Source organism: Thalassospira sp. GO-4, from assembly GCF_023588965.1.
Lineage (GTDB): Bacteria > Pseudomonadota > Alphaproteobacteria > Rhodospirillales > Thalassospiraceae > Thalassospira > Thalassospira povalilytica.
The window spans coordinates 1,719,258-1,738,971 of sequence record NZ_CP097807.1 but is presented as its reverse complement, the minus strand read 5'-3'; the positions used below and the strand labels follow the sequence as shown (position 1 = coordinate 1,738,971).

General features: G+C 56.0%; 17 protein-coding genes. 5 read left to right on the top strand and 12 right to left on the bottom strand.

Annotated elements, in window-relative coordinates; translation table 11 throughout:
- Window positions 1-87: 87 nt before the first annotated feature.
- The 6 genes from M9H61_RS08210 to M9H61_RS08185 all read right to left on the bottom strand — a co-directional run bounded on the left by M9H61_RS08210 (window position 88) and on the right by M9H61_RS08185 (window position 9,059).
- Window positions 88-1,416: a glycosyltransferase gene (locus M9H61_RS08210; protein ID WP_250284441.1), complete on the bottom strand. Its 1,329-nt coding sequence runs from the start codon at window positions 1,414-1,416 to the stop codon at window positions 88-90.
- A gap of 100 nt (window positions 1,417-1,516) precedes the next feature.
- Window positions 1,517-4,297 carry an ATP-dependent DNA helicase gene (locus M9H61_RS08205; RefSeq protein ID WP_250284439.1) on the bottom strand — a complete coding sequence of 927 codons (2,781 nt, stop codon included), beginning with the start codon at window positions 4,295-4,297 and terminating at the stop codon, window positions 1,517-1,519.
- Between the two features lie 252 nt (window positions 4,298-4,549).
- Window positions 4,550-5,833 carry a TRAP transporter large permease gene (locus tag M9H61_RS08200; RefSeq protein WP_250284437.1) on the bottom strand — a complete coding sequence of 428 codons (1,284 nt, stop codon included), beginning with the start codon at window positions 5,831-5,833 and terminating at the stop codon, window positions 4,550-4,552.
- An 11-nt stretch (window positions 5,834-5,844) separates the two neighbouring features.
- Window positions 5,845-6,318, bottom strand: coding sequence for a TRAP transporter small permease (locus tag M9H61_RS08195; protein WP_250284435.1), 474 nt, complete (start codon window positions 6,316-6,318; stop codon window positions 5,845-5,847).
- 62 nt (window positions 6,319-6,380) lie between these two features.
- On the bottom strand, window positions 6,381-7,370 hold the full coding sequence (dctP, locus tag M9H61_RS08190; protein ID WP_250284433.1) for a TRAP transporter substrate-binding protein DctP: 990 nt from the start codon (window positions 7,368-7,370) through the stop codon (window positions 6,381-6,383).
- Window positions 7,371-7,415: 45 nt separating this feature from the next.
- Window positions 7,416-9,059, bottom strand: a complete 1,644-nt coding sequence (locus M9H61_RS08185) for an amidohydrolase family protein (protein ID WP_250284431.1) — start codon at window positions 9,057-9,059, stop codon at window positions 7,416-7,418.
- A 299-nt stretch (window positions 9,060-9,358) separates the two neighbouring features.
- On the opposite strand from M9H61_RS08185, the gene M9H61_RS08180 reads away from it, so the two are divergent.
- A complete protein-coding gene (locus tag M9H61_RS08180; RefSeq protein WP_250284429.1) occupies window positions 9,359-10,201 on the top strand; it encodes an AraC family transcriptional regulator in 843 nt (280 codons plus the stop codon).
- A gap of 312 nt (window positions 10,202-10,513) precedes the next feature.
- Complete coding sequence (locus tag M9H61_RS08175; protein WP_250284427.1) at window positions 10,514-11,545, top strand: substrate-binding domain-containing protein; 1,032 nt, start codon at window positions 10,514-10,516, stop codon at window positions 11,543-11,545.
- 13 nt (window positions 11,546-11,558) lie between these two features.
- Here the strand turns inward: M9H61_RS08175 and M9H61_RS08170 are convergent, their stop codons facing one another.
- The 4 genes from M9H61_RS08170 to M9H61_RS08155 all read right to left on the bottom strand — a co-directional run bounded on the left by M9H61_RS08170 (window position 11,559) and on the right by M9H61_RS08155 (window position 15,020).
- Complete coding sequence (locus M9H61_RS08170; RefSeq protein WP_101247472.1) at window positions 11,559-12,155, bottom strand: LysE family translocator; 597 nt, start codon at window positions 12,153-12,155, stop codon at window positions 11,559-11,561.
- A gap of 233 nt (window positions 12,156-12,388) precedes the next feature.
- A complete protein-coding gene (locus M9H61_RS08165) occupies window positions 12,389-12,841 on the bottom strand; it encodes a YqaA family protein (protein WP_114113445.1) in 453 nt (150 codons plus the stop codon).
- A gap of 118 nt (window positions 12,842-12,959) precedes the next feature.
- Entirely contained in the window at window positions 12,960-13,982 is a 1,023-nt protein-coding gene (gene pdxA, locus M9H61_RS08160) for a 4-hydroxythreonine-4-phosphate dehydrogenase PdxA (protein WP_250284412.1), read from the bottom strand.
- Between the two features lie 33 nt (window positions 13,983-14,015).
- Window positions 14,016-15,020: a 2-keto-3-deoxygluconate permease gene (locus M9H61_RS08155; RefSeq protein ID WP_068517605.1), complete on the bottom strand. Its 1,005-nt coding sequence runs from the start codon at window positions 15,018-15,020 to the stop codon at window positions 14,016-14,018.
- Between the two features lie 210 nt (window positions 15,021-15,230).
- On the opposite strand from M9H61_RS08155, the gene M9H61_RS08150 reads away from it, so the two are divergent.
- Both M9H61_RS08150 and M9H61_RS08145 read left to right on the top strand, forming a co-directional pair.
- Window positions 15,231-16,019 carry a DeoR/GlpR family DNA-binding transcription regulator gene (locus tag M9H61_RS08150; RefSeq protein WP_068517607.1) on the top strand — a complete coding sequence of 263 codons (789 nt, stop codon included), beginning with the start codon at window positions 15,231-15,233 and terminating at the stop codon, window positions 16,017-16,019.
- Complete coding sequence (locus M9H61_RS08145) at window positions 16,012-17,049, top strand: four-carbon acid sugar kinase family protein (RefSeq protein WP_250284411.1); 1,038 nt, start codon at window positions 16,012-16,014, stop codon at window positions 17,047-17,049. Before M9H61_RS08150 ends, M9H61_RS08145 begins: the two co-directional genes overlap by 8 nt.
- 97 nt (window positions 17,050-17,146) lie before the next feature.
- On the opposite strand, the gene M9H61_RS08140 is transcribed toward M9H61_RS08145, so the two are convergent.
- Together M9H61_RS08140 and M9H61_RS08135 are read right to left on the bottom strand one after the other, a co-directional pair.
- Entirely contained in the window at window positions 17,147-17,572 is a 426-nt protein-coding gene (locus tag M9H61_RS08140; protein WP_068517610.1) for an organic hydroperoxide resistance protein, read from the bottom strand.
- Window positions 17,573-17,720: 148 nt separating this feature from the next.
- Entirely contained in the window at window positions 17,721-18,764 is a 1,044-nt protein-coding gene (locus M9H61_RS08135; protein WP_250284409.1) for an alpha/beta hydrolase, read from the bottom strand.
- A gap of 418 nt (window positions 18,765-19,182) precedes the next feature.
- Between M9H61_RS08135 and M9H61_RS08130 the strand changes: the two genes are divergently transcribed.
- Entirely contained in the window at window positions 19,183-19,638 is a 456-nt protein-coding gene (locus M9H61_RS08130) for a MarR family winged helix-turn-helix transcriptional regulator (protein ID WP_082817715.1), read from the top strand.
- Window positions 19,639-19,714 lie beyond the last annotated feature (76 nt).

Genomic DNA, 19,714 nt, shown 5'->3' with positions numbered 1-19,714 from the left:
ATCAGGCTGATATGCCAGCAGCGTCGCACGTATCGCGTTCCATCACGGTTTGACCATGATGCTGTTTATGGGGTTTGGGCGCTGCTGTCAAAGGCTTGCAGTCCGGGGGTGGTCGGTTTCTTCGACCGCACGGATGATTTCGGCAATTGCTGTGTTGATCCCGTCTTCGGCCGCAATCCTGCCCGCGAGATGTTGGGCATTGGCGCGATAGGACGGCGTTTGAAGAACGGTCTTGATCCGGTCTGCCAGAATTGCGGCATCGAGTTTTGCGGGCTTTATCGGCTTTGGCGCAACGCCCAGCGTCCAAAGGCGTTTGGCCCAGAATGGTTGGTCGCCAAAAAACGGAATGATGATTGACGGGCGACCGGCGCGAAGGGCCGCCGCACAGGTACCAGCGCCGCCGTGATGAAGAACGATTTTGACCTTGGGAAACAGCCAGTCGTGGGGGACCTCGCGCACCGCAAGGATATTGGATGGCCAGTCAATGTCATCCATACCACCCCAGCCGGTTGCAACAATGGCTGCCAGATCGGGTTTGCCGGTTTGTGCAACGGCATTTGAAATCATTTGTGCCATTGCGGTCGGATCATTGCCATGCATCGATCCAAACCCGATATAAATCAGGTTCTTGTGGCGTTCGACAAAGTCTTGCAACGCGCGATCGGGTATGCCGGTTTGGGGATCGGTATCGAGAAACCAGTACCCCGTGACACGGGCATGTTTCGGCCAGTCGGACGGACGCGGGATCACGGCGTTGCCAAAGGCATGAATGATCCGAAGGGCACCGGACTGGCATGATTTCACGATGTCCAAAGACCTGCCATCAATGCCGTTCTTGCGTCGGGCCGCCCAGCGACAAAATTGCCGACGCAATGTTGCGTTCAACAACCTGTAAACAAGCTTGCCGGTCAGACGGTTATAGCATCGTGCGAACCGGTTTCGCAGACCAGTATCGGGGACGCCCATATGGGGATAATCGCCGGTCGGGATAAAGCACGGGATCAGTTGCGCCATGACCACCGGAATGCCGAAATGATTGGCAATCGGAAATGCGCCAAAGGTCTTGGGATGAAACACAATGACGTCGGGTCTGTTCTGATCAATTGCGCGGAAAATATCATCGATCAGCCCGTCCTGAAGTCGGCGCGCCTTTTTGCCAATCGCAAACAGAGAAATCAGTTTTTGCAACCATGATGCTTTGGGATCGGACGCCCGGCCAAAGTGCGGATCGTCCATAAGCGCGATCAGCGCATCGCCAAGGGCAGCGAATTCAAGATTGTGACCCGTAACAAAACCGGCAAAGCGTTCGGGGGCGGCAAGTGTGACCTGATGCCCGTTTTCGATGAGACCACGGCCAAGGGCGACAAAGGGCTGCACATCACCGCGTGTCCCATAGGTCATCAGCATGACATGCATGATCTATCCTTTTTGCCGTTCGCAAAAGCGGTTCACGGATCAGAAGCCTGACAGACTTTAATACGCAATTCCGGCAGTGAAAAGGCGGTCGGACGGATAATCAGTTTTCGCTGTTCTGCACATTGCCAAGGAAAAGGCGGGTCTGTTCAATCGCTTCGCGCAGGCCAACACGCTGGACTTCGACATCTTCGGGGAAGGCGCCCAGAAGCCGTGATGGCATGCGGTTATCAAGAAGGACAAACACACCGCGATCCTCGGCGCGGCGGACAAGCCGGCCAAAGGCCTGCTTCATGCGCAGGCGTGTGAGCATGTCGTCATAGCGTGCGCCGTGGAAGGCCGATTTGCGCGCACGGTGCAGGATATCGGGGCGCGGCCATGGCACGCGGTCAAACACGATCAGACGGAGGCTGTCACCCGGGACATCGACCCCGTCACGCACCGCATCGGTCCCCAGCAGGCAGGCATCGCGTTCAACCCGGAAAATATCAATCAGGGTCGAAACATCCATGCCGTCAATATGCTGGGCCAGCAATTGCAGGCCCGCATCATCCATCGGCCCGGTCAACCGTTCGTAAATCGCGCGCAAGCGTGAAATCGCGGTAAACAGGCCAAGCGCGCCACCGCCGGATGCCAGAAACAGTTCGCGATAGGCCGCGGCAATGTGGTCCGGGTTATCACGGCCCAGATCATTGACGATGAAAACGCGGGTCTGTTCGCGGTAATTATAGGGGCTTTTCATCGCCGCCCGGATGGCCGGAAGCGGCATGTGCGATGCCCCGGTGCGGTCCTCGGCCACGGCCCAGTCAAAATCTTCGTCCCCGGTGCCATCGCGAAGGGTCGCGGACGTCACCACCATGCCATGCGCGGTGGGGGCCAGTGCCGATGTCAGCGGCAATGTCGGGTCAAGATAATGACGATGCATGCCGACATCAAAGTCCCGGCCGAACTGGCGTTCAATCGCAAACCAGTCGACAAAGGTTGGCGGCGTTTCTTCGACCAGGGATGCCAGCATTTCACGCCAAGCAGCGACCTGCATGATCGCGCGGCGTTCAAGGGACCGGATGGCGGCATCAAGGCGCTGGCGTTCGGCACTGTCAAGTTCATCGGCCTTTTCATCAAGCATATGGGCGATGATCTTGATCAGCGATCTGGCCGGTTTTTCCATGGCTTCAAGTGCGCGGTCAAGGTCGGCCGCACTGGCCAGAACTTCGTTCAAGGCCGGTTTGCAATCGGTTTCAATCGAATAGCCGCGATCCCCATCGGCGGACCGTGCCATCACCTGTGCGCGCACATGGGCCAGAAATACTTCTGCCGGGCCCTTGGCATGTTGCGATCCGTCGTGAATACGGCCAAGCCATCCCTGTTCGGGAAGGCATTGTGCGGCAACGATGACCGCATTGACCGCATCGCGCAATTCATCACGATCATGGATCAGGGTTTCAAGACGCTGCTTAAGACCGCGCGCCCGCGATGATCCTTTTTGCTCGGCCCCAAGCAGCCAGCGGCGCAATTCCTGCCCTTCCTGTCCGGTCAGGTGCGATGAAAATGCCTTGTCGGCGGCATCAAACAGATGGTGTCCTTCGTCAAAGACGTATCGCGTCGGCATCGAACTGTCATCAAGCCCGCCAAGAGCTGCCTGCACCATGACAAGGGCATGGTTGGCGACCACGATTTCAGCCGAACGGGCGCGGCGCACGGTCTTCTCGATAAAGCATTTCGAATAATGCGGGCAGGCGGCATAGATGCATTCGCCGCGCTGATCGGCCAGCGCCCCGGTAAAGCGATTGCCCAGAAGTTCGGTCAGCCAGGCGGGGAAATCCCCACCGACCATATCGCCATCGCGCGTGGTCGATGCCCATCTGGCAATCAGGCCAAGCGGGGTGGCCTGATGGGGTTGCTGGGCCAGCGGGCGCTGGGCTTCTTCGAAGTTCAAAAGACAGAAATAGTTTTCACGCCCTTTACGCACCACGGCCTTAAGGCGCTTGTCCTTGGGATCGTCATAGAGGCGATCCAGTTCCTGATCGATCTGACGTTGCAGGTTGCGGGTATAGGTCGAAATCCACACCGCCCCGTCATTCTTTTGTGCCCAAAGCGATGCCGGTGCGACATAGCCCAGTGTCTTGCCGGTGCCTGTTCCGGCCTCGGCCAGAACGATATTGGGCGCACCATCATGAAGGCGCGGGCCAAAGGCCGAACAGACAGACGATGCATAATCGGCCTGTTGCGGGCGTTCCTCGGCCCCTTCGCCCAGAAGTTCTTTCAGGCGCTTGCGCGCATCCTTGGGATCAACCGGATAGTTGGCGGGCGGCGGTGGCGGGGCATGTTCGGCCCATTCACCAAGCTTTTTCCAGACTTTTAGCCCTTCATACACCGCATAGCGATGTGGGCCATCGCCATCCGCGCCAAGGGCGGCCAGAACCGAAACGCCCCACGGCCAATGCCCGCGTGCCATCGGCCACGCGATGGATAGGGCCGGGCCGCGTTTGTTACGGTGAAGGGTGGCAAGTTCCTGCAAAAGCCGTTTCATGGCTTCCGCCAGGGCCTCGGCCTGACCGATCAGGTCATCGGCGGGCTTTTGCCCGGTGGCAAGCGCAATACCGCGCGGGGTCGGCACGCAAAACTGTGCGGGGCGGACAAAGGCAAACAGTTCGAGCAAATCATGTGCGGCAAACGGATCAATTTTCAAACGCCGCGCACAGGCCGGGGTATGGACCAGAATGGGCCGCGTTGCGCGTGCCCGCTTGGCCGCCGCACCGTGCGGCAGTTCCTCGATCTCGCCATCGGGCGACAGAAACACAGCATGACGCAATCCAACGACCATGACAGGTGCATTGGGCGGCATGAAACGCGGCTGGGCTTCTTCGGAACGATCATCGAACATTTGGGGCACTATAAGGGCGCACGTGCAGTGGCGCTACCGGGGAAACAGATTTTTGTTTTCAAAATCCGAGCATCATTCGAGGTTGGTAATGTTTGACGCCTGTATCAGGAACGGAGAAAAACAGGAAGCCTTGATAATCAAGACAGGAAGGCCCGGGACAGGTCTAGGTTCGTTGATAAAAAATGGCCGGCAAAAATGTTTGCCGGCCATTGTGGACGTCCTTCGGATCTGGTTGCCTGAAAGGAGCGCCAGCTATCGGATTAGCGATGGCAGGGCCAAAGTGATGAACGGAACATAGGTCACGAGCATCAGGATAACCAACTGTACCAAGAGCATTGGCCACAGAGCCGTTGTAATGCGCTCGATTGAAAGTTTGCTGGTTGCTGCTGCCACAAACAGAGAATAGCCAAAGGGTGGGGTAGCCATGCCGATGGCAAGGTTGATTACAACGATTGCACCGAGATGGGTCGGGTCCAGTCCGATATGTACGCCAATTGCCTGCAGAATTCCGCCCAGAATGATCATGGCCGCAATATTGTCCATGATAGCACCGACAAAGAGCAGGAACAGGTTAAGCAAAAGCAGGATCACATACGGATTTGACGAAACCGACAAGATTCCGTTGGCAATCGTGGCAGGGAGCTGTTCGATGGCAACCAGCCAGCCGAATGCCGAAGCAACTGCAATAATGAAACAGACAACCGTGGCTGTTTTCATTGATTTTAAAGTGATGGCGTAAAGTTCGCTTATGCGCAGTTCGCGATGGACAAAAAGACCGATCACAAGCGCGTAGGTGACGCCGACGGCTGCTGCTTCGGTCGGAGTGAAGATGCCGCCATAGATGCCGCCAAGAATGAAGACTGGTGCCAGAAGCGCCCATTTGCCATCATTAATCGCGGCGATCAGTTCAGATTTGGTGGAGCGGGAGGTTTCCGCAGAAATACCCTGACGACGTGCGGAGAAATAGCACAGTATCATCAGGCCTCCGGCAATCATTGCACCTGGAATGATTCCTGCGAGAAAAAGTTGGCTGATGGATTCTTCGGCGACAACACCCCAGATAATCATCGGAATGGATGGTGGGATCATCTGGCCGATCGGGCCTGCGGCGGCGGCCAATGCCGCGGCAAATGGTTTTTTCCAGCCGCGCTTTTCCATTTCCGGGATCATGATGCCGCCGATTGCGGCGGTGGTGGCGGGGGCGGACCCTGAAATGGCGGCAAAGAAAGTTGCCGCGAGTACCGTGACCATGCCAAGTCCGCCGGTGACATGTTGTACGAGCGTCTGGCAAATGCGCACCAGGCGTTTGGACAGGCCGCCATGCATCATCAGATCGCCGGCAAGAATGAAGCCCGGAATGGCGAGAAGAGAAATAACATTGGTGCCCGAAAGAACACGCTGGGCAAGGATCATTTGCGGGAAATCTGCGACATAAAGGGTCGCGACCGACGCGAGGCCGATACAAAAGACAATCGGGATGCCAGTCAGGAGGCCGCCAATAAAGACAGCGAGCAACGTGATTGCAGCAACGCTCATGGGGGGAACTCCTATTCGGTCCGTGGTGAAATCAGTCGACAGAATGCGTGAATACAGCCAAGCGCGCCACAAACCGGCGCAGCAAGGTTGACCCATCCCATTGACAAGCGTAGCGCAGGGGTCACCTGTCCGATTGTCGATTGCAGATACTGGGTCCCGGCAATCGCAAAAATGATGAAGAAGGCAAAAATTCCAATGCTGATAACACGTTGCCAAAGCGAGCGAAGTGGTTCGGGCAATGCGTTTGCAAGGAAATCAAGGCTGACATGAGAGCCGTCGCGCAATACCGAGGTGGCAGCAAGAAGAATGCACCAGGTAAAGCAGAAAAGGGCCAGCTCTTCGGTCCAGATAAAGGTTGCGCCCAGCACGTAACGGGAAAAAACCTGCAGAACGAGTGCCAACATCATGATGGTAGCCAGAATAACTACCAGAAGGTTGGTTGCGCGGGCTATTTGGTTTGCGAATTTGTCAAAGAAACGCGACATATTGGTTCGTCCGGCTATGGGAAACTGCCCGGCACGAATGCCGGGCATGAGGGGTTGGTCGCTTACTTGAGTTGGGTAAGTGCCTTGTCCATCAAGTCTTCGCCAATCGACGATTTGAAGGTCTCGTAAACTGGCATAACCTGTTCGCGGAACTGGGCAGGGTTCTTTACCTCGTTGATTTCCATACCTGCCTCTTTCAGGCTTTCAACAAGTTCAGCCGAGTTCTTGGCAACTTCCTTGCGTTGGTCGGCAATGGCTTTCTTTGCGGCTTCGTGTACGGCCTGCTTTTGGGTGTCAGAAAGGCCGTTGTAGAATTTCTGCGATACCAGAAGACCCAGTGCAGAATAGGTGTGCTTGGTCAAAGACAGATATTTCGTGACATCGGCGTATTTGTTGGCCCAGATCACCGCAAGCGGAATTTCGAGACCATCAATGGTGCCCTGCTGGGTGGCGGTATAGGTTTCGCCCCATGCCAGCGGAATGGCGTTGCCGCCAAGAGACTGGAACATATCAATGAACACGCGGTTTTGCATGACGCGATACTTGACGCCTTCGACGTCTGACGGTTGTGTGACCGGGCGCACGTTGTTGATCATGTTGCGGAAGCCGCCTTCGGAAAAGCCAAGGCCAACGATCCCGTTCTGGCTGAGGCGCCCCATCAGGTCCTGCCCGATTTCGCCGTCAAGGAAGGTGTGGGCCTGTTCTTCGGAGCCAAACATGAAAGGCATGTCAATGAGCTGGAAGCCGGGCTGAATGTTGGCGATTGCAGCATTGGTGATGACGGCCGCGTCAAGGATGCCGAAATTCATGGCTTCTAGCATTTCACGCTCGTCGCCGAGCTGGTTGTTGGGGAAGTATTGAGTCTTAACCTCTTCACCCAATGCACCTGACAATTCCTTGACAAAATTGCGTACTGTGATTGCGTACGGGTCTTTTTCACCATCAGATGTCGTCCAGCCGACCCGCATTTCCAAGGCAGAGGCAGCGCTCGACATCATGGAGATCGCCATGGTGGCAGCGAGGGCGGTTTGACCAATTTTTTTCAAGAACATTCCTGTTCCTCCCTATTTATGAGGTTTTTTTACGATGTGAGAGAGTTAGTCCGAAAAACCGTAAAGTTTTGCCGGGTTGTCGACCAAGATGCGGTTTCTGGTTTCGCTGTTGGGGCACCAGTCATCAAGTAAATCAAGCAAGCTGCCGTCATTTGGCATTTTGGTGTTTACGTAAGGGTGCGGCCAGTCCGTGGCCCAAACGATACGATCAGGGTTGGTCCTGATGATTTCACGGGCAATCGGGGCAACGTCGTTGTAGGGGGTATCATTTTCAGAAGTGATCCGGTAGGCACCGGAAATCTTCGCCCAGGATTTTCCATCAGCGATCAGAGACAGCATTTCCCGGAAACCCGGGTGGTTGATGCCCGCCGATGTCGGCATGTGGCCCATGTGATCAAATACGGTTTCAATCGGCAGAGAACCGAGCGTGTCCCGGATATCTGAGAATTCCGAGACGTCAATCAACAGTTGCAGGTGCCATTTGAAAGGGGCAATTTTTTCAGCCAGTCGGCGCACGTCCGAAACTTCGATGCCGCTGCGGAACAACAGATTGATGCGCACACCGCGCGCACCGGCTTCGTGCATCTGTTCAAGTTCTTTTTCGGTGACGTCCTCGTCCACGACAACCACGGCGCGGAAGTTATCCCCCGCCGCACGCACAGCATCGAGCGTCGCACGGTTATCGGTGCCATAGACGCTTGGCTGTACGATCACCGCACGTTGCAGGCCAAGAACGCCCATCATTTTCTGATAGGAGCCTAGGCTTGCCTCTGGCGGGGTATAGGTGCGTGGCATCGTCAGTGGATACGTTGCCTGAGGGCCAAATATATGTGCGTGGCAGTCACAGGCACCCTGCGGTGGTGTGAAACGTGGGGCGATAGGGTTCGGATCTGCGGCGTCACAAACAGGGATAAGATTCTCACCGACCTGAGTCATCCGTGTTTCCTCCCAGCCTTGAAGGCCTCGAAGTCCCAGGCGGTCGGCAGAACGCAGAACATGTTGCCAGGCTGCGCGACGCGCTTTATCCGGGTCGCCGACCCGGATTGCAGTCGAAATATTCTCATACTCAGTAATCAACCTTTGTTTTCCGACTTCATCGAGCGGCTTATGCCGGTTGCTTGCTGCGAGACTTTCACTGATCCGGTGACTGAGGAACTGAATGAAGTCACGAAAATGCGAGTTGCCGGTTGCCGCTGCGAGAACCCGGTGAAATTCCGTTTGCTCGTTGACTGCCTGACCGCCGTGGCGGAGTTCGATGCGCAAGTTTTCGAGCGCCTGATCGATCAGTTCCATTTGTGCCCTTGTCCGGCGGCGAGCGGCCATCGCAGCAGCCCCCACTTCCATCTCAAGGCGTATTTCAAGGATCTGTCGCAGGCTTTCAATTGACTCCAGATCGGAGGTTTCAATTCGGAATGACTGCCGGGCCGGGTTTTCCGAAACAAAAACGCCCACACCCTGACGGGTTGTTACCAAGCCTGCTTCGCGCAGTTTGGCAATTGCTTCGCGCACAGCACTTCGCCCGACACCAAGTTCGGCGCAAAGGGTCATTTCTGTTGGCAACTGATCGCCTGCACTCAGATTGCCAGACGAGATCATCTCCGAGATCTGTTCAGCGACCTCATCCGAGCGACGGCGCGGTTTGCCCAAGGAATGGAATTGCATGTGCGTATTGCTGTTCGATTTTGACACGATTTTACCCTGTGATATTTAATCCTATAATCTGATGTCAGTCATCAGACAAGTTGTTTTGTCTCATATGAATGCCGGCTCATTTTGAGCGTTTACTAAGATCAAATTTAAAATTTTCTCATTTGCTATCAAACTGTTATGTGAATTTAACTTGCTTCTCTAATGCTGGATTCTGACAGTGGTGCTGTAGGGCAATGATACTTTTTTGATGAAGTTGTTTGCAAAAGTACCGCTAAAAGGTGGCAAACAAGTAAGCAAAAGCCTATTTTTATTTCGGGAGTCGCAACGGATCATTTGACTTGGCTGCATGGATCAAAAATCAGCATTTCTGGCGCGACGACGCATTGCCGTTTGTCGAGCTTCGGCGTGTGGCGGACGGGCGGGCGGTTTGTTACGAGCGTCACAGCCACGATACCTTTTCCATCGGCACGGTGAATGGTGGTCACAGCACCTATTGGAACCGGGGCAAAACCCATGAAACGCAGGCGGGATCAGTGGTTATTCTGAACCCCGAGGATTTGCATGGCTGCAACCCGGTCAAGGGGGCGGACTGGTGCTATGACATGCTGTTTGTCGATCCCGACTGGCTTTTGGGTCTGCAGGTTGAAATCGATGCCGATGCGGCCGGCAAGTTTGCGATGTTTTCCGATACGCTAAGCCATGATCCCCATCTTTATGGCGGGTTGCTTGATCTGGCCGATACGCTGGTCAATGCGGATATTGATATTCTTGGCAAGGAAACGGCACTGGTGTCGTTCTTTGGCGATCTGCATGTGCGGCTGAACCGGCGCGGGGTGCTGGACGGGACGGGCGGGTCGGTGCATGACCGCAAAATGATCCGGGTCGGCGATTATATCCAGACCCATTATGCCGAAACCATCAGTCTGGACGATCTTGCAGTACTGGCGGGCTATTCGCGGTCCTATCTGGTGCGGGCGTTTAAAAAGACCTTTGGCATGACGCCCTATGCCTATCTGATCAATTGCCGGGTGCAGCGCGCCCGGCATGCGCTCAGGCGCGGGGAAAAGATCGTTGATGTCGCGCTTGAAACCGGCTTTGCCGATCAGGCGCATTTTCAACGCATGTTCAAACGCCTGATGGCAACCACACCACGCCAATATGCGCGCGTGCAGGCCGCCTGATTTTCCCTGATCTTCCGCCGCAATGACCCGTTGACGCGACACCCGGTCAAGCCCGGTGCGCGTTTGTGTGTTCGTGTGTAATCCGTTGTGGCCCGGTGGTCCCGGATGAGGCCGGGGTCGGCGCGGATGCGGTCAGGGTTGGATTCAGTATGTGATTTGTTTTGATTTAAATCTCATTGATCTTAATCAACCAAAACGTGTTTCATTTTAGTTATTCTATTTTAAAGAAGGGGCGAGCAGATAAATCGGGCGCGGCTTTTGGCATGGATCGGGGTGCCAAAACCAGCCGCGCCGAAAAGGAGACCGTTTGGAATGATTTCCTGTGTCAGGGCCGGTTTTGGTCTTCAGTCCTTATTGCTGGTGGTTGCAACAATCAGCATTTTTGCTGGCCCGTCGCGGCATGCCATGGCCGAGCGGGTTTTTGCCCTGATCACCAAGAATGTCGGTGATCCCAATTTCATCGAGGCCTGGCGCGGATGCAATGATGCTGCGCGCATCAAGGGGGATCGGTGTGTGCATCTGGGCGGCGACAATCTGGGATATTTCAGGGCCCAGAACCGCGCGATCGAAGATGCGGTTGGCGAAGGTTATAGCGGGGTTGCCATTTCGGTCACCAAATCGGAATTCATTGCTGAAAACGGGCTGCCCAAGCTGATTGAAACCGGTGTGCCGGTCATTACGTTTGATTCCGATCTGATTGCGCCGTTTCACCATCTCAGACAGGCGTTTATCGGTGTGGAAAACCATCTGATCGGGCGGATGCTTGCCCGTGAATTGCAAAGCCGCCTGCCATTTGGCGGGAATGTCTGTTTGATGAGTGCCGGGCCTTATGACCCCAATCTGAATGAACGGATCAACGGGTTTCGAAGCGAAATCAGAAAGACGTCCGATCTGGGCAGTCAGCCGCCGTTAAATGGCAGTGGCGGCTGGTTCGAAAGCCCGCGCTGTCCGTGGTTCAACAAGGACAATCTTGATCTGGCAATGACGCAGTTCCGCCAAAGCATGCTGGATGACAGGCTTGATGCCTTTATCACGGTCGGATCATGGCCGTTGCATGATCCACAGCGATATGTGCAGACCTTTCGCAATTTGCCGGCAGACGCACGCCAGAACCGGCCGTTGATCCTGATTGGCGGGACAGGCGCGCCAACACCCGAACATGTGTCGATCCTGCGCGACGAAATGGTCGACGGGCTGGTGGCGATTGATTTCTATAACCTTGGCAATGTTGTCTATCACTATCTGGTGTCACTAACCCAGGACAAGGTGCTGGGCGATCTGCCGATTGTTCAGCCGCACTTTATCGGGGAGGATGCCTACAGCAACAAGGACGACACCCAGTAGCCGCACGGTCGGCTTATAGTGTCAGATAGATCGCACTTGCCGCCAGCAGGGCCGCCATGATGCGGTTAAAAATGCGGATGCGGGCGGGATCCCCCAAAAAGCGTGACAAAAACGCACCGGCATAGGCCCAGCAGGCAACAGAAGCAAAACAGATCACGAAATAGATCGCGGTAAATTCCCAGATCAGGGTCGGCGCGCCGGACGCGGCATAGGCGCCCATCCCGGCGATTGATGCCAGCCACGCCTTGGGGTTAAGCCATTGCATCACCGCACCGGTCATGACCGACGGGCCCGTGCCGGCATCGGATTTTCCCAACTCGCCATTTGATGAAAACAGCTTCCAGGCCATGAACAGCAAGAAGGCAACACCGGCCCACTGAATGATCGTGGTCAGCTGCGGAAAGGTTTCAAGCAACTGATGCAGGCCAAGCCCGATCAAAAGCAGCAAAAGGCAAAAGCCCGCCGTCGCCCCGAAGACAAGACGAAGCGAAGGGCGAAACCCGTATTGGACGCCGGAACTCAGCACCAGAATATTGACCGGGCCCGGCGTGATCGAGGCGGCGAGCGCGAAACTTGCCATGGAAAGATAAAGGCTGAGGGTGGCGGTCATCGGATGTTTCCTGCTGGCTGGTGTCCGCTTTGTGGGGCCGGAGCGGTTAAATCGTTGCAGGCAGAATGAGGCCGTTTTGCCGTGATTTATTGAACGATATTGCCCTGTCGGGAATTTTGCCCCGGCGGATGCCGTGCCCAAGCGGATTGCCAGTGCCTATTGCTCATGCGGATTTCTCAAACCGGTGACCCCAGCCGATGGTCCGCATCAATGCAGGGTATGAGGTGATGGCATTATGACAGCATCGATGCCAGTGCCGATGCCCCGCCGGCAATCATGGCATAGCGCGCGGCCTTGCCAATGGTGACCAGGATCAGAAACGGGATGAAACGGACCCGCATCACCCCGGCAAACAGGGTCAGCGGATCGCCAATGATCGGAAGCCAGGCCAGAAGCAGTGACCACAGCCCGTATTTCGAAAACCATCGTGCCGCACGATCAAGTGCCGCGCCCGATACCGGGAACCAGCGACGATCGCGAAACCGGTCGATATAAAGGCCAAGCGCCCAGTTGATGATCGATCCGATGACATTGCCCGCAGTCGCAATCATGACAAGCAGCCAGACCGCGTGATCCCCCTTGGCAACAAGGGCGCCCAGTGCCGCCTCGGACGTGCCGGGCAGGATGGTGGCCGAGGTCAGGGCAGAAAAGAATAACCCGGCAAAAAGGGCGATATCGGTTGTCATCGCACCGGATTAGCCTGCTTTTGCACCGCGGTCCAGCATCGAAGACATAAAAAAGCCCGGCGCATTGACGCCGGGCTTTGGTCGGTCCACCCCCAGAAGCGATAATCTGAAAAACAGATTATGCCGCAGGACCGATAGCGCGATCATTTGGTGCCAGCTGAACCCCATAACGGATGGCCGCGATCAGGCTTTCGTAACGGGCAATGCCCTTGCCGGCGATGTCGAATGCGGTGCCGTGATCGACCGACGTGCGGATAATTCCGCCCTTAAGACCGACGGTGATATTCACACCTTCGTCAATCGACTGCACCTTGACCGGGCCGTGGCCCTGATCGTGATAGCAGGCCACCACGACGTCAAAATCACCGCGTGTCGCACGGTAAAACAGGGTATCGGCCGGAAGCGGGCCCTGAACATCAATGCCTTCCTTTTGGGCGCGTTCGATGCCGGGGATGAGTTTTTCCTCTTCCTCGCCCTCGCCAAACAGGCCGTTTTCACCGGCATGCGGGTTGATGCCGCAAACGGCAATACGCGGCGATGTCTGACCGGCCTTTGACAGGGTGTCATGGGCCAGCCGGATCACCTGATAGGTCCGTTCCGGGTTGATGCGGCGGATGGCTTCGATCAGACCAACATGGGTGGTCAGATGAATGACCTTCATCTTTGGGGTCGCCAGCATCATCGAATAGCTTTCGGTCCCGGTCAGTTCCGCCAGGATTTCGGTATGGCCGGGGAAGATATGGCCACCGGCATGCAGGGCTTCCTTGTTGAGCGGAGCGGTGACAATTGCTGCCACGCGCTCTGCCTTGGCCATATCGATGGCGGCACTCAGATATTCAAAGGCGGCATGACCGGCCTTGGCATTGACGTCGCCAAACGGAAGATCGGCAAGATCAAAGCCCGGATCGGCACAAAGAACGGTGCCCATTTCCGGTTCTTGCGGAACCGGATCGGTTGGCAGGAACGTCTTGATGTCGAATTTTGCACCGACGATATCGCGGGCGACGGCCAGTTTGCCTGCATCGCCAATAACGATCGGGCGGGCCATTTCGTAAGTTTGCGGATCGGCAACGGTGCGTGCAACGATTTCCGGACCTACACCGCAAACATCGCCCATGGTGATTGCTACGATCGGTTTCATGTTTTTACCTTCTTTTATCTGCGTGCCGGGTGATCAGGCGGTGGTTTCGCCCGACCCGGTTGTGGTTTCTGCCTGCTGGTCGGTCATCCCGGTCAAGTCGGTGCGGCGAACAAGGAACGAGATATAGATTGGCAGCAAAATGGCCGTTGTCACGGTCGATGCCGCGACCTGAACGGTTGCAAGGTCGGCCAGCTGACCAAACAGCGGGTTGGCCGCCGCAATCGCCATCGGCGTGGCAACAGCGTTACCGGCAGTCGATCCTTCGGACGCGCCGACAATCGGGTTCCATTTCATGACACGGAACACGATATAGCCCGCAGTACCGGTGACAAAGACCGTCAGGATACCGATCAGAATGCCGGCAAGGCCGCCTTCGATGATGGCCTGGAAATTGATGCCCATGCCAAGCGCAAAGGCAAAGAACGGGATCAGCATGTCGCTGCCCTTGGCAAGGAATGCGCGCAGTTCATGATCAAGGTTGCCAAGCACCATGCCAACAACAATCGGCAGCAACACGGCAACAAACGAAATGATCGAGAAGAAGCCTTCGACAAAGCCCATCGCACCAAAGACCGTCAGCGCGATCATGGTCAGGAAAGGACCGTCATTCAGCGCAAGGATCGAATAGGCAGCCTTGTCATCGGCGCGTCCGTACTGACCGACAATCGCGACATAAAGTCCGCCGTTCGAGTTGGTCATTGCCGCGATGATGGCAATCGGCACCATGCCAAAGAACAGACCGCCACTATCGGCCATGGCATAGGCCAGAAGACCGACCGCAGCACCGGCAATCCATTTGACAACCAGAAGGGTCGCGCCCTTGGCCGCCGCCGTTCCGACATTTGACAGGGTGATCTGTGCACCGGCACAGAGCAGGAAAAGTGCGATCAGTGCGCCCGCGCTATTGACGAAAAGGGCTTCGGTGAAATTGCCGATGCGCAGCAGGTCCGGCGCAAAGGTATTGATGGTCGCGCCAAGCAAAAGCGGGACAATCATCATGCCGCCAGGAATGCGTTCGAGTGTGTGTTTGATTTTCATGGGTTCCTCCCGAAGGACCGCTGTGGGGAAATTAATTTCCCGATTGATTTTGATTGATCGTGGGAGAAATTGACACTAAATGGAATTTATTGGAAGAAAATATTCATAAAAATATCCAAAATTTGTATCCGTTGGGTGATTTTGGAAGATATTGGCTCGTCTTGGCGTGCGGAGATGTGCTAACACAAAGAAAAAACCAAGGAGGCGTTCATGTTGCCAGCCAAGCGACGTGCCAGAATTATCGAATTCCTGCGCCGGGAGGAAATGGCGTCACTCAAGGAACTGGCCGAACGGCTGGACATGTCGGTGTCCACGATCCGGCGCGATGTGGAATATCTGTGTTCCACCGGGCATCTGACACGCACCCATGGCGGGGCGATGATGAATGTCAGCGACCGCAAGGGGTTCGAACCCGAAGCCGCGATTTCATCCGAACTGGAAAGGGATGCCAAGAACCGCATCGGCCAACGCGCGGCTGCACTTATTCAGCCCGGTCAGACCGTTTTGGTAGATAGTGGAACAACCACCCTTGCCGCGGCACATGCCATGGTCGAACGCGATGTGCCTTTCACCGCCTTTACGAACGATCTTTCGATCGCGTCGGTTTTTTCCCAAAGCAACACGATCAATACCTTTGTCGCGGGTGGGAATGTGCGCCCCGGGTCATCGACATTGCTGGGGGCGTCGGCCGTGCGCATGATCGAACAGCTTCGCGCCGATGTCGCGATCATCGGGGCCCACGCGGTTTCAAACGATGGTCTTTCCGACAGTTCAATCGAGCTGTGCGAAGTCAAACGCGCAATCATTTCGGCGGCGGAATTCGTGGTTCTGCTGGTCGACAGCAGCAAGTTTTTCAGCCGCAGCTTCAGTCTGTTTGGCGGTCTTGAGGAAATCGGACTGATCATTACCGATGACCGGATCAGCCCGGACATGCTCAAGGAACTGAAACAAAGAAACATACCGGTCGAAACGGTATCACAAGAGGTGCCCAATGAGTGACGTGCGTATTCTGGCCGATGATTTGACCGGTGCACTTGATGCCGCTGCCCCGTTTGCATCGCCTGATGCGCCGGTGCGCCTGATTTTGTCGGATGGCGGAATGCTTGGCGCCAAGGTGACGATCAGCAGCGAAAGCCGCGATCTGCCCGAAGATCAAAGCCGGGCCGCGGTCGGGCGAGCCTTTCAGTTGCTTGGCGATGGCGGGGATAATGTGAACCGCACGGGTCAGGATCGGGCCCTGTGGTTTAAAAAGGTCGACAGTGTCCTGCGCGGCAATTCGATCCTGGAAACCATCGAGATGATGCGATGCGGGGCGTTTTCGACCTGTATCTTTGCGCCGGCCTTTCCCGAAATGGGACGCCGGACACGCGATGGCATGCATGAAGTACGGTCCGGCAATGACTGGGAACCGGCATCGGTCCATGATTTGCGCCAGGCGTTTGCCGATTTCGGTGCCGATGCACAGATATTTTCACCCGGGAACCCGGTCAAGGGCGTTGTGATCGGCAATGCGGTGACGCAATCAGATCTTGATGTGCTGGTGGCGCGCTGTCGCGATGTGCCCGACATCCTTTGGGCGGGAAGTCGCGGACTTGCACAGGCACTGACCCCGGAATTCACAAGCCGCCCGCAACCGCGGTTATCCGTCATTGTGGCGGGTACGGCCCATCCGGTGACCCGAAAACAGATTGCAAATGCCGTGCGTCACGGTCTTGGATCCGCCGCGAACGGGCCGGTCCTGCTTGATCCGGTGCCGACGGCAAAAAACGCCGAGGAAACAGTCGCCGCACTGATGGAAGAAGTCCCGAAACTTTCGGTGCATCCGGGAACCGGGCTTATGGTGATTGGCGGGGATACATTGTCGGCCATTCTTGCGGCCAGCGGCGCACAATCAATGGAATGTTTTGGCGAAGTCGGACCGGGATTGCCGGTGTCGCGCATTCTGGGCGGGCAGTTTGACGGTGTCGATATCGTGACGAAATCCGGTGGATTTGGCGACGAAGCATTGATCGAACGCATGATTGCCTGAGCGCGCCATAAAAAAGGCCCGGTGCGGGGGACACCGGGCCTTGCAACGCCGATCAGCTTTCGGGGGGAGTGCCGATCAGCAGGGGGGAGCCTTGTGATCAGGCAATGACCGATTTGACATCGACATTGCCGCGCGTTGCATTCGAATACGGGCAGATCTTGTGGGCTTCTTCGACCAGTTTTTCAGCCTCGGCCTTATCAAGGCCCGGAAGCGAGACGGTCAGGGTGACGGCAAGGCCAAAGCCGCCGGCCGAACGCGGACCGATCCCGACATCGGCGGTTACCGAAACATCGGCCGGGATTTTCGGGCCGCCCTGAGAAGATACGAATTTCATCGCACCGATGAAGCAGGCCGAGTACCCCATGGCAAACAGCTGTTCGGGGTTGTTGCCGTCGCCACCCGCACCGCCAAGTTCCTTGGGTGTGGTCAGCTTGACATCAAGCGAGCCATCAGCCGTTTTGGCGCGACCATCGCGGCCACCGGTTGCAGAAGCTTGTGCGGTGTATTTGACATCTACAGACATGGTTTTCATCCTTTGTTTGAACCGTATTTCAGTTCTGGTTGACGACCCGGCTGTCCATCGCATCTTCTTGCATATGTCGCCGGGGGTGGGCAGGCGCAACCGCGCCTACCCGAAAGAGAGTGTGAAGGTTTCGTGTCAGACCGGGTGATCAGTTGCCATGAAGGGCCGTGTGCAGGTATTGGGCTGCCTGGGCAATCGCGCCTTTGGCGGCTGGTGTATCGGCAAGGGCATTAAGCATGACAAAATCATGGATCGTTCCGTTATATCGGGTGACCGTGACATCGACGCCAGCCTGGGACAGTTTGCGGGCATAGGCTTCGCCTTCGTCACGCAGCACGTCATTTTCAGCGGTAATCACAAGAGCAGGTGCCTGTCCGGAAAGCTGTTCGGTGCTGGCATGGATCGGTGTTATTTTCGGGTCTTTACGATCAACGCCTTCGGGCAGGTACTGGTTCCAGAACCATTCCATTGCCGGCTTGGTCAACCATGGGCCATTGGCAAAGGCACGATAGGAGCCATTGTCAAAATCGGCATCGGTCACCGGATAGAACAGGACCTGGGCGGTGATGGCCGGACCTTTGCGTTCCTGGGCCAGAAGCGAGACCACAGCGGTCATGTTGCCCCCGACACTGTCACCGGCAATCGCAAGGCGGGTCGGGTCGATATTAAGCTGTTCACCATGTTCGGCGACATATTTGGTCACGGCGTAATCCTGTTCGATGGCGATCGGATAACGCTGTTCGGGTGAACGTTCGTAATCGACAAAGACAAGGGCGGCATTGGCGCGCACGGCCAGTTCCCGAACCAGGCGGTCATGGGTGCCGGTATCGCCCATTACCCAGCCAGCGCCGTGGAAATAGACAATCGCAGGCAGGCGATCCTGATTTCCGGCCGGGCGGATGATGCGGACTTTTGTCTGGCCGGTCGGACCGACGCCAAAGACGGTATCGGTAATATCGACGGCCGGTTTGGCAATTTTGCCGGACTGGGCACCGGACAGAACATTGCGGGCCTCGGTCGGGGTCAGGGTATAGATCGCCGGGCCGCCCGATGCTTCCAGGGCATTGATGAAGTTCCGGGTGGTCGGTTCAAGAACCGGTTCAGCAAAAGCAGCAGAAGAGGCAATCGCGGTCGAAAAGGCCAGTGCGGCAGATACTGCGGCGGTGGCAATTCTTGATTTCAATGGGCTCATGGGTCTGTTCCTTTGATCGGCCCGGTAGCGGGCGCTGTGTGTCTGTGTGGAATTATGTATCGCACACAATTTAATCGCGCACGATATAAAAATTGAAATAGCAGGCATGCAAATTAATCTCTTGTAATTAAATCGTGCGCGATGTAAATTATCGGGCTTTGTGTTTCACGCCGATCCGGATTGCGCCGAAGGTTTCGTGAAGCAGACAGCAGAAAGCTTAAGAAAAAAGCAGAAAAACCCGCAGGACACCGGCAAGAAAGCCGAAGGTGATCCTGTGATGTCGCCCGAATGCCGGGCCGCGGGTTTGACCATAACCGCTGCCCGATATATGTCAGGGCACCATATATATAGATGTCAGGACACCGTGTGGTGATCTGACAAAGACGCGATGCCCGCCAGTTTCAGACAGGATGAACCGATGAAAGACACGTCCAAGGAAGACTTTTTGCAGCTTGAAAAGTTTCTGTGCTTTTCGGTTTATTCGGCAAGCCATGCCTTTAACCGGATCTATAAGCCGCTGCTTGACCAGATTGGCCTGACCTATCCGCAATATCTGGTGATGGTCAGCCTGTGGCAGGAAGACGACCAGTCGGTTCGCAGCATCGGTGAAAAGATGTATCTGGAATCCAGCACCCTGACACCGTTGCTTAAGCGGCTCGAAGCCAATGGTCTGGTCATGCGCAACCGTGATCCCAATGACGAACGGTCTGTGCGCATCCGCCTGACAGAACAAGGCAAGGCATTGCGCGAAAAGGCCGAGGAAATTCCGACCTGCATTCTTGAGGCCACCGGCCTTGATATCGAAACTGCCAAGCGCCTTAATCGCGACTTGCGGGCATTGCGCGATCAGATCGAAAAACCGCGCCGCGCCTGATCATCTGGTCTGCGCAAGTGTCGGCACACCAAAACGGGGCGGTCATATGGCCGCCCCGTTTCACCACCACTCCCAA

Bases quoted from the DNA above. Each gene is read 5' to 3' on its own strand.
- M9H61_RS08210 (WP_250284441.1), bottom strand. From the start codon at position 1,416: ATGCATGTCATGCTGATGACCTATGGGACACGCGGTGATGTGCAGCCC.
- M9H61_RS08205 (WP_250284439.1), bottom strand. From the start codon at position 4,297: ATGTTCGATGATCGTTCCGAAGAAGCCCAGCCGCGTTTCATGCCGCCC.
- M9H61_RS08200 (WP_250284437.1), bottom strand. From the start codon at position 5,833: ATGAGCGTTGCTGCAATCACGTTGCTCGCTGTCTTTATTGGCGGCCTC.
- M9H61_RS08195 (WP_250284435.1), bottom strand. From the start codon at position 6,318: ATGTCGCGTTTCTTTGACAAATTCGCAAACCAAATAGCCCGCGCAACC.
- dctP (WP_250284433.1), bottom strand. From the start codon at position 7,370: ATGTTCTTGAAAAAAATTGGTCAAACCGCCCTCGCTGCCACCATGGCG.
- M9H61_RS08175 (WP_250284427.1), top strand. From the start codon at position 10,514: ATGATTTCCTGTGTCAGGGCCGGTTTTGGTCTTCAGTCCTTATTGCTG.
- M9H61_RS08170 (WP_101247472.1), bottom strand. From the start codon at position 12,155: ATGACCGCCACCCTCAGCCTTTATCTTTCCATGGCAAGTTTCGCGCTC.
- M9H61_RS08165 (WP_114113445.1), bottom strand. From the start codon at position 12,841: ATGACAACCGATATCGCCCTTTTTGCCGGGTTATTCTTTTCTGCCCTG.
- pdxA (WP_250284412.1), bottom strand. From the start codon at position 13,982: ATGAAACCGATCGTAGCAATCACCATGGGCGATGTTTGCGGTGTAGGT.
- M9H61_RS08155 (WP_068517605.1), bottom strand. From the start codon at position 15,020: ATGAAAATCAAACACACACTCGAACGCATTCCTGGCGGCATGATGATT.
- M9H61_RS08150 (WP_068517607.1), top strand. From the start codon at position 15,231: ATGTTGCCAGCCAAGCGACGTGCCAGAATTATCGAATTCCTGCGCCGG.
- M9H61_RS08145 (WP_250284411.1), top strand. From the start codon at position 16,012: ATGAGTGACGTGCGTATTCTGGCCGATGATTTGACCGGTGCACTTGAT.
- M9H61_RS08140 (WP_068517610.1), bottom strand. From the start codon at position 17,572: ATGTCTGTAGATGTCAAATACACCGCACAAGCTTCTGCAACCGGTGGC.
- M9H61_RS08135 (WP_250284409.1), bottom strand. From the start codon at position 18,764: ATGAGCCCATTGAAATCAAGAATTGCCACCGCCGCAGTATCTGCCGCA.
- M9H61_RS08130 (WP_082817715.1), top strand. From the start codon at position 19,183: ATGAAAGACACGTCCAAGGAAGACTTTTTGCAGCTTGAAAAGTTTCTG.